Raw genomic sequence first — 6,038 nt, 5'->3', positions numbered from 1 at the left:
TGCAAGACCTTTGTGACCTCATTGGCGTTGCCCGACCTGACCCTACCACCGACAATCCTGCTCAAGATGCTTATGTGCTCGAACGGGCAGTATATTTCCAAAATAGAAGGAATAGCATTAGCTTAGCTAATGCTATTCCTTCTATTTTGGAAACCTCAAAGGGGTATTCATCTATTGGCCGGATTGACCTCTACAAACGCGGCTGCTTCGTATTAGAAACCAAGCAGGGCACTCAAACACCTGACCAACAGAAAGCCGCTGAACGGGCTGAACTAGGACTACCACCTGAAAAGCGTCGGAAAGGCCACGCTGTACGGGGAACGGCTAAATGGGGGCAAATGATGCAGACCGCTCGCCAACAGGCATTAGGTTACGTACGGGCTCTACCCGCTGATGAGCCCCGGCCACTATTTGTGCTGGTTGCTGATGTGGGCTATTGCATTGACGTGTACAGCAATTTTGCGGGTGTTGGAGATCAGTTCGTACCTTTTCCTGATCAGACCCGCTTTCGAATTCCACTTGCTAAGCTAGCCGATCCAGAAACGCGGGAGACGCTAAGGCTAATCTTTACCGACCCTCGCCAGTTAGATCTTAGCCGACATGCCGCCCGTGTAACGCGGCAACTAGCTGAATACCTGGCGAAGCTTTCTACCCAATTAGAACGAGCTGGACACGCGCCAGACTTGGTTGCTCAGTTTTTGATGCGTTGTTTGTTTACCATGTTTTCGGAGGATGTAGGCCTGATACCAGAAGAGTCGTTTACGGGCATGCTTCAGCAATACGCACATCCAGACTTTCAGGAATATCTACCCGATGCCTTGCAATCGCTTTGGCGAATCATGGACACGGGGGGCTTTTCTCCTGATCTGAAGGCAAGAGTGCGCAAATTCAACGGTAAGTTATTCCATGATGCCCGAGCGTTTCCGCTATCAGCGGATCAGATAGACTTATTACTCAAGGCCGCTAAGGCCGACTGGAAAGCTGTAGAGCCGGCTATCTTCGGTACCTTACTCGAACGGGCCTTAGATCCGCGGGAACGGCACAGCTTAGGTGCACACTACACTCCCCGCCGATACGTTGAACGGTTGGTATTACCTACCGTGCTGGAACCATTGCGCCGGGAATGGGTGGCGGCTCAGGCTGCGGCTGCTCAATTGCTAAATGAGGGTAAAGACAAAAACGCCCGCGCTGAACTGGAACGGTTTTTACGCCGACTGACGAGTATTAAGATATTGGACCCAGCCTGCGGTAGTGGTAATTTTCTGTATGTAACGCTCGAACATCTGAAGCGGCTGGAAGGTGAGGTACTAGCGGCAATTAACTCCTTCGGCCAAACGGCTCTGCTTAATCTCAGCGGAGGCACGACTATTTCACCCCGGCAACTATTGGGTTTGGAACTGAACCCGCGCGCGGCTGCGATTGCCGACGTAGTATTAAAGATTGGGTATCTACAGTGGCATCTGCGGACCCATGGAATGAGTGAACTACCCGAACCCCTGTTAGACGAATACGAGAACATTCACCAACAGGATGCCGTATTAACGTATGATGAGGGATTGACGAACCCCAGCCCTACTCAGTGGCCAGAAGCAAACTTTATTATTGGAAATCCTCCATTTGTGGGAGACAAGGCCATGCGGGGAGCATTGGGTGATGCGTATGTTGATGCTTTGCGTAAAGCGTACAAAGGCGTAGTCCCCGAATCAGCGGATTTAGTCATGTACTGGTGGGAGAAGGCGGCTGAAACCCTACGCCAAAACAGAACAGAAGCTTTCGGGTTCATTACGACCAATTCAATTACCCAAACATTCAATCGGCGGGTTATTCAAAAGTACCTTGATGCAGACCCTGCCTTAGCGCTGACTTTTGCGATTGCTGATCATCCTTGGGTTGACAGTGCGCATGGAGCTGCTGTGCGAATAGCGATGAGTGTAGCACGGACTGGTCCCCAATCAGGCAAGTTACTCATTGTATCACGTGAAATGGCAACTGACACAGATGACGCGTACGAAGTAGAGCTTACAGAAGTGGATGGATTCATTAACGCAGACTTGACAATTGGTGCCGACGTAACTAGTACTAAAACACTTAAAGCTAATACGGGTATTACCAGTAACGGAATGATGCTAGCGGGTTCTGGATTTATTATAACAGAAGAACAGGCGAAACAATTAGGTTTAGGGAGTAAGCCGGGTTATGAGACACGAATTAGACCCTATCGAAACGGGAAAGACTTAACCGCCCGGCCCCGTGGTGTGTTTTTAATTGATCTGTTTGGCCTTGAGGAGTCTGACGTCATCAGCCAGTTTCCTGAATTGTATCAGCAAGTCTATACGCACGTTAAGCCGGAACGTGATATAAGCAGAGATAAGTCCTTTAAAGAAAATTGGTGGTTGTTCGGCCGATCAAGGAGTGATTTACGTAATGCCTTAGCTGGACTATCTCGGTTTATAGCAACAGCTGAAACATCGAAGCATCGAATGTTTCAGTTCTTAGATACAGCAATTACCCCAGATCATATGCTAGTAAATATAGCCATTGATGATGCGTTTTATCTAGGAGTTTTATCGAGTAAAATTCACGAGGTATGGGCATTGGCTACGGGTGGTGATTTAGGTGGTAATACTCCTCGTTATAACAGCTCACGCTGTTTCCAAACATTCTCATTTCCTGATGCAACCTCTGAACAGAAAGCTCGCATTCGTGAACTTGCTGAGTATTTAGACGCACATCGTAAACGACAGCAGACTTTATATTCAACCCTAACAATAACCGATCTCTATAACGTTGTCGAAAAGTTGCGAGCTGGTGAAGCTCTCACCTTGAAAGAGCATACCATAAGCCAACAAGGGCTGGCTTCAGTCGTACTTAGTCTACACCAACAAATTGACGTAGCTGTTGCTGATGCTTACGGCTGGCCACACGACTTATTAGATAGTGAAATACTAACCCGCCTCGTAGCCTTGAACCACCAACGAGCATCTGAAGAAGCAGCCGGCTATGTTCGTTATTTACGGCCATCCTATCAGGCTCCTAACCAACAACAGTTAGGTATAAACCTAAAGTCTGCCGTGTCTACTACAAAAAGCACTCCGTCTAGCATTGACAGCCGACAGGAATGGCCGAAAGAATTGGCACAACAAATGCAGGTTGTTCGGGATACAGTTCAACAAGCTAGCACGCCTTTGAACACCAAACAGATAGCGGTCTTTTTCAAGCGCACTAAACCCGAGAAAGTACAGCCTTTACTTGACACACTAACGGCATTAGCCTTGGTACGACAAACCCCAGAGGGAGCCTACGCTATGTAATTCTTAGCCTAGTGGAATAACCAAGAATAGCAGACAAGCAACTAAACAAAACGGCGGGTAAGATAGCCCTACCCGCCGTTACAATAACTTCTATTTAGGAGGCTTTGACAATTTGCTTGAACGGCACTCGGTCAATCTGCCGACGCATCAAATCCGTTGGAAACTCAGCTAACAACCGCTTCGGTCTGGTCTTCCGATACGGGGTCAGCTCCTTGGCGTTCTTTTGACCCATCGCCACAATCGTAGCCTCTTCTGACAAGCCCACTTCGTTGATACACCAATCCGCGAAGGTTTTACGGGCCGTGTGAGAAGTTATCCGCTTGTCGATACCTACCGAGAACATAATCTGCCGGATCAACGGATTGTAGTCGTCAAGTGCAGGTAAAGGCAGGTTGATGCCTTCGTACTTATCCATCAAGGCCCAAACCCGCTCCGTGACGGGAATACAATACTCCGTTCCGGTTTTCATCCGATAGCCTACGATACAGTGTTTACCCTCCACCAGTTGCAGGTTCTTAGGTGACAGGGTTTTCATGTCCTGATAGGCCAAGCCTGTATAGCAAGCGAACTCGAAACAGTCAGCCACCTCCCGCATTTGGGGCAGTAAGACCGCATCCCGCAAAACGGCCAATTCTTCTTGTGTCACACATTCCAGGTTGGGCGTTTTGTCAACCCTGATCCGAATGTTCATCAACGGGTTTTTGTGGATTAGCTCGCTTTCAGCCGCCCACAACAGCAAGGTTTTGACTACCTGGCAACTTTTGTCGGCGTTGCGATCAGAGTTACCCCGCTGCGTGATCAAGTACGTCCGGTAGCGTTTGAGCGTTCCGGGAGTGAAATCTACAGCGGGCAAATCCAATGAACCCTCGGATTCTATGAACGATAACAGCGGGCGCGTTTTAAACCGATACGTATCGACGGTCGAAGCTTTGGTTTTTAAAGCAACCTTCTCTTCTAAGAACTTGTCGATTAAAGCGGGAAAGGTGAGTAGCATCCGCTGACCGTGTTTAACCACGGCTTTCAAGCCGTTAGCGGTCATCTTCTGATCGAAACTTTCATGCTGGGCGTATACCTTCTGGAGCTTCTGCTCACAGTCTGCAATGGCTTTATTCAACAGCGTTGCGTGTGGACTTTGGGGCTTTACTTTCAACTTGCGCTTGTCCCAATGGTCACGCTGAATCATTACCGACTTAGGCAAACTCGAATCAGCTACCGACGTAACGGTTCCGAGTGTGATCCGCTTACCGTTGACTGTTACCCGAACGTTGACCGAACCAAGCGTAGCGTCTGTAGTAGACTTACGGAAATAGAAGTTAATGAACAGTGAATTATACATTGGCCTGTCCTCCTTTCTGCGCATCGACAAGCTTCAAGATGATGGCACTAAAGAAGTCGTCCAGGCACTTGTAGTGATCGCAGGACCGTGTACCGATGTCGCCACGTTCGACGTACGCTAAAAACCAGTTTCTCACTTCTTCCCGTGTATCGTTCATCATGGGCAGGTGATTCATCATATCGACTAAGCACGAGTCTTCACGAGTCAGGGTAAGCTTACTGTTGACAACTAGTTGTGTTGTTTCGTTGGCATTGGCTGGGGTGTTCATCGAAATCATAGATTAGATAGTGAAGCTGAACCGGAGTGGTCAGCGGAAGAAATTTGGGGGAGAGACTTTTCTTACAGGAAGCTAAGCGGGTTAAGCTTAGCGCAGATTGCGGCTCGCTGCCTACGGGATACGGGTACACTGAAGCCCGTTGTGAGTCGAAGCAGGGCGTTGAAACGAACCGAGCCCACCGAACCGGCAACGTAGTGCGGATTGACCAGGTGCGATTTATGGACCCGCCAGAAGGTTGGCAGCTGCTTTTCCAGTACCGACAGTCCTTTAGCGATCAAATGCGCTTTGCCGTCTTTGGTGTGAACGATGGCGTAGTTACTGCGCCCTTCGATGCGTACAATCAGGTCGGCCGCTATCGCCGATGGGTCAGGTGTTGCGGGACTGACACCTTGGCCAGTCTGGCGAGGGTAAGTTAGTGCGCTCATTCCTCTTCGTAGGTTAATTCAGCACTGGCAATAGCGTACACCTTGTCCATGTAGCCTTTACGGTCTACCACATCTAACCAGCTTTCCCGCTCGGAGCGTTTGTGAGCGCGGATGTTGATCTTGTAGAGGTAATACAAGCGGTCATACACCTTGCGCCATACTTCCTGTTGACCCACGCTTTTGGCCCGGCAGTAAGCGTTAACCAGCCGCTGTACTTTGATGCGGGTCGTTTCTTCGGGTAAAGTCTCACTGCTGCGGGGTATATCCAGCAAGGAACGAGCGGCCTGTTGCTGAGAATCGATCATTTGCTTAAGCTGCTGTTCTAAATCAGCAATACGTTGGGCGTGATCAACCAGTAGGTTACTGGGCAGTGCGGGCGCTCGTTTGTTTAACCGCTTTTCGCAGTCGATGAAGTATTGGCGAGCCTGTTTACCCTTCGGCGTCCGCTCAACCATGGATAGCTCTTTAGCGGTATCAAGCGTTAGGGCGTACTCGATCATCCGTCCACCGTTTTCACTATTTTGTGAAACCGATATGTAGTCTTGCCCTTCGATGAGTTCGTATTGGCGTATCCGGTTTTTAATCCAGTCGGCAAACTGTCTTCTATTACCCAGAAAACGGTGTAGTTCACGAGCGGATACGACGGGTGAGCCTTGCCCACCGGTCGTAATCGCAATAAGCTCCTTCAT

At 49.3% G+C, this 6,038-nt stretch carries 5 protein-coding genes; 1 reads left to right on the top strand and 4 read right to left on the bottom strand.

The annotated features are described in order from the left end of the window. Positions 1 to 3,311, top strand: a 3,311-nt coding sequence (locus M0L20_RS22325; RefSeq protein WP_354004254.1) for a class I SAM-dependent DNA methyltransferase, incomplete at its 5' end; no start/stop codon positions are given. A 94-nt stretch (positions 3,312 to 3,405) separates the two neighbouring features. Here the strand turns inward: M0L20_RS22325 and M0L20_RS22320 are convergent. The 4 genes from M0L20_RS22320 to M0L20_RS22305 form a co-directional block, all read right to left on the bottom strand. Next, positions 3,406 to 4,647, bottom strand: coding sequence for a phage integrase SAM-like domain-containing protein (locus tag M0L20_RS22320; RefSeq protein ID WP_248479126.1), 1,242 nt, complete (start codon positions 4,645 to 4,647; stop codon positions 3,406 to 3,408). Then, on the bottom strand, positions 4,640 to 4,915 hold the full coding sequence (locus M0L20_RS22315; protein ID WP_248479124.1) for a hypothetical protein: 276 nt from the start codon (positions 4,913 to 4,915) through the stop codon (positions 4,640 to 4,642). Before M0L20_RS22315 ends, M0L20_RS22320 begins: the two co-directional genes overlap by 8 nt. Before the next feature lie 71 nt (positions 4,916 to 4,986). Then, positions 4,987 to 5,349, bottom strand: coding sequence for a LytR/AlgR family response regulator transcription factor (locus tag M0L20_RS22310; protein WP_248479123.1), 363 nt, complete (start codon positions 5,347 to 5,349; stop codon positions 4,987 to 4,989). After that, entirely contained in the window at positions 5,346 to 6,038 is a 693-nt protein-coding gene (locus tag M0L20_RS22305) for an antA/AntB antirepressor family protein (RefSeq protein WP_248479122.1), read from the bottom strand. Before M0L20_RS22305 ends, M0L20_RS22310 begins: the two co-directional genes overlap by 4 nt.

It is taken from the genome of Spirosoma liriopis, from assembly GCF_023196085.1.
GTDB lineage: Bacteria > Bacteroidota > Bacteroidia > Cytophagales > Spirosomataceae > Spirosoma > Spirosoma oryzicola.
This window is presented reverse-complemented; position numbering and strand designations above follow the sequence as displayed.

Coding starts and splice junctions, on each gene's coding strand:
- M0L20_RS22320 (WP_248479126.1), bottom strand. CDS start 4,647: ATGTATAATTCACTGTTCATTAACTTCTATTTCCGTAAGTCTACTACA.
- M0L20_RS22315 (WP_248479124.1), bottom strand. CDS start 4,915: ATGAACACCCCAGCCAATGCCAACGAAACAACACAACTAGTTGTCAAC.
- M0L20_RS22310 (WP_248479123.1), bottom strand. CDS start 5,349: ATGAGCGCACTAACTTACCCTCGCCAGACTGGCCAAGGTGTCAGTCCC.
- M0L20_RS22305 (WP_248479122.1), bottom strand. CDS start 6,038: ATGAAGGAGCTTATTGCGATTACGACCGGTGGGCAAGGCTCACCCGTC.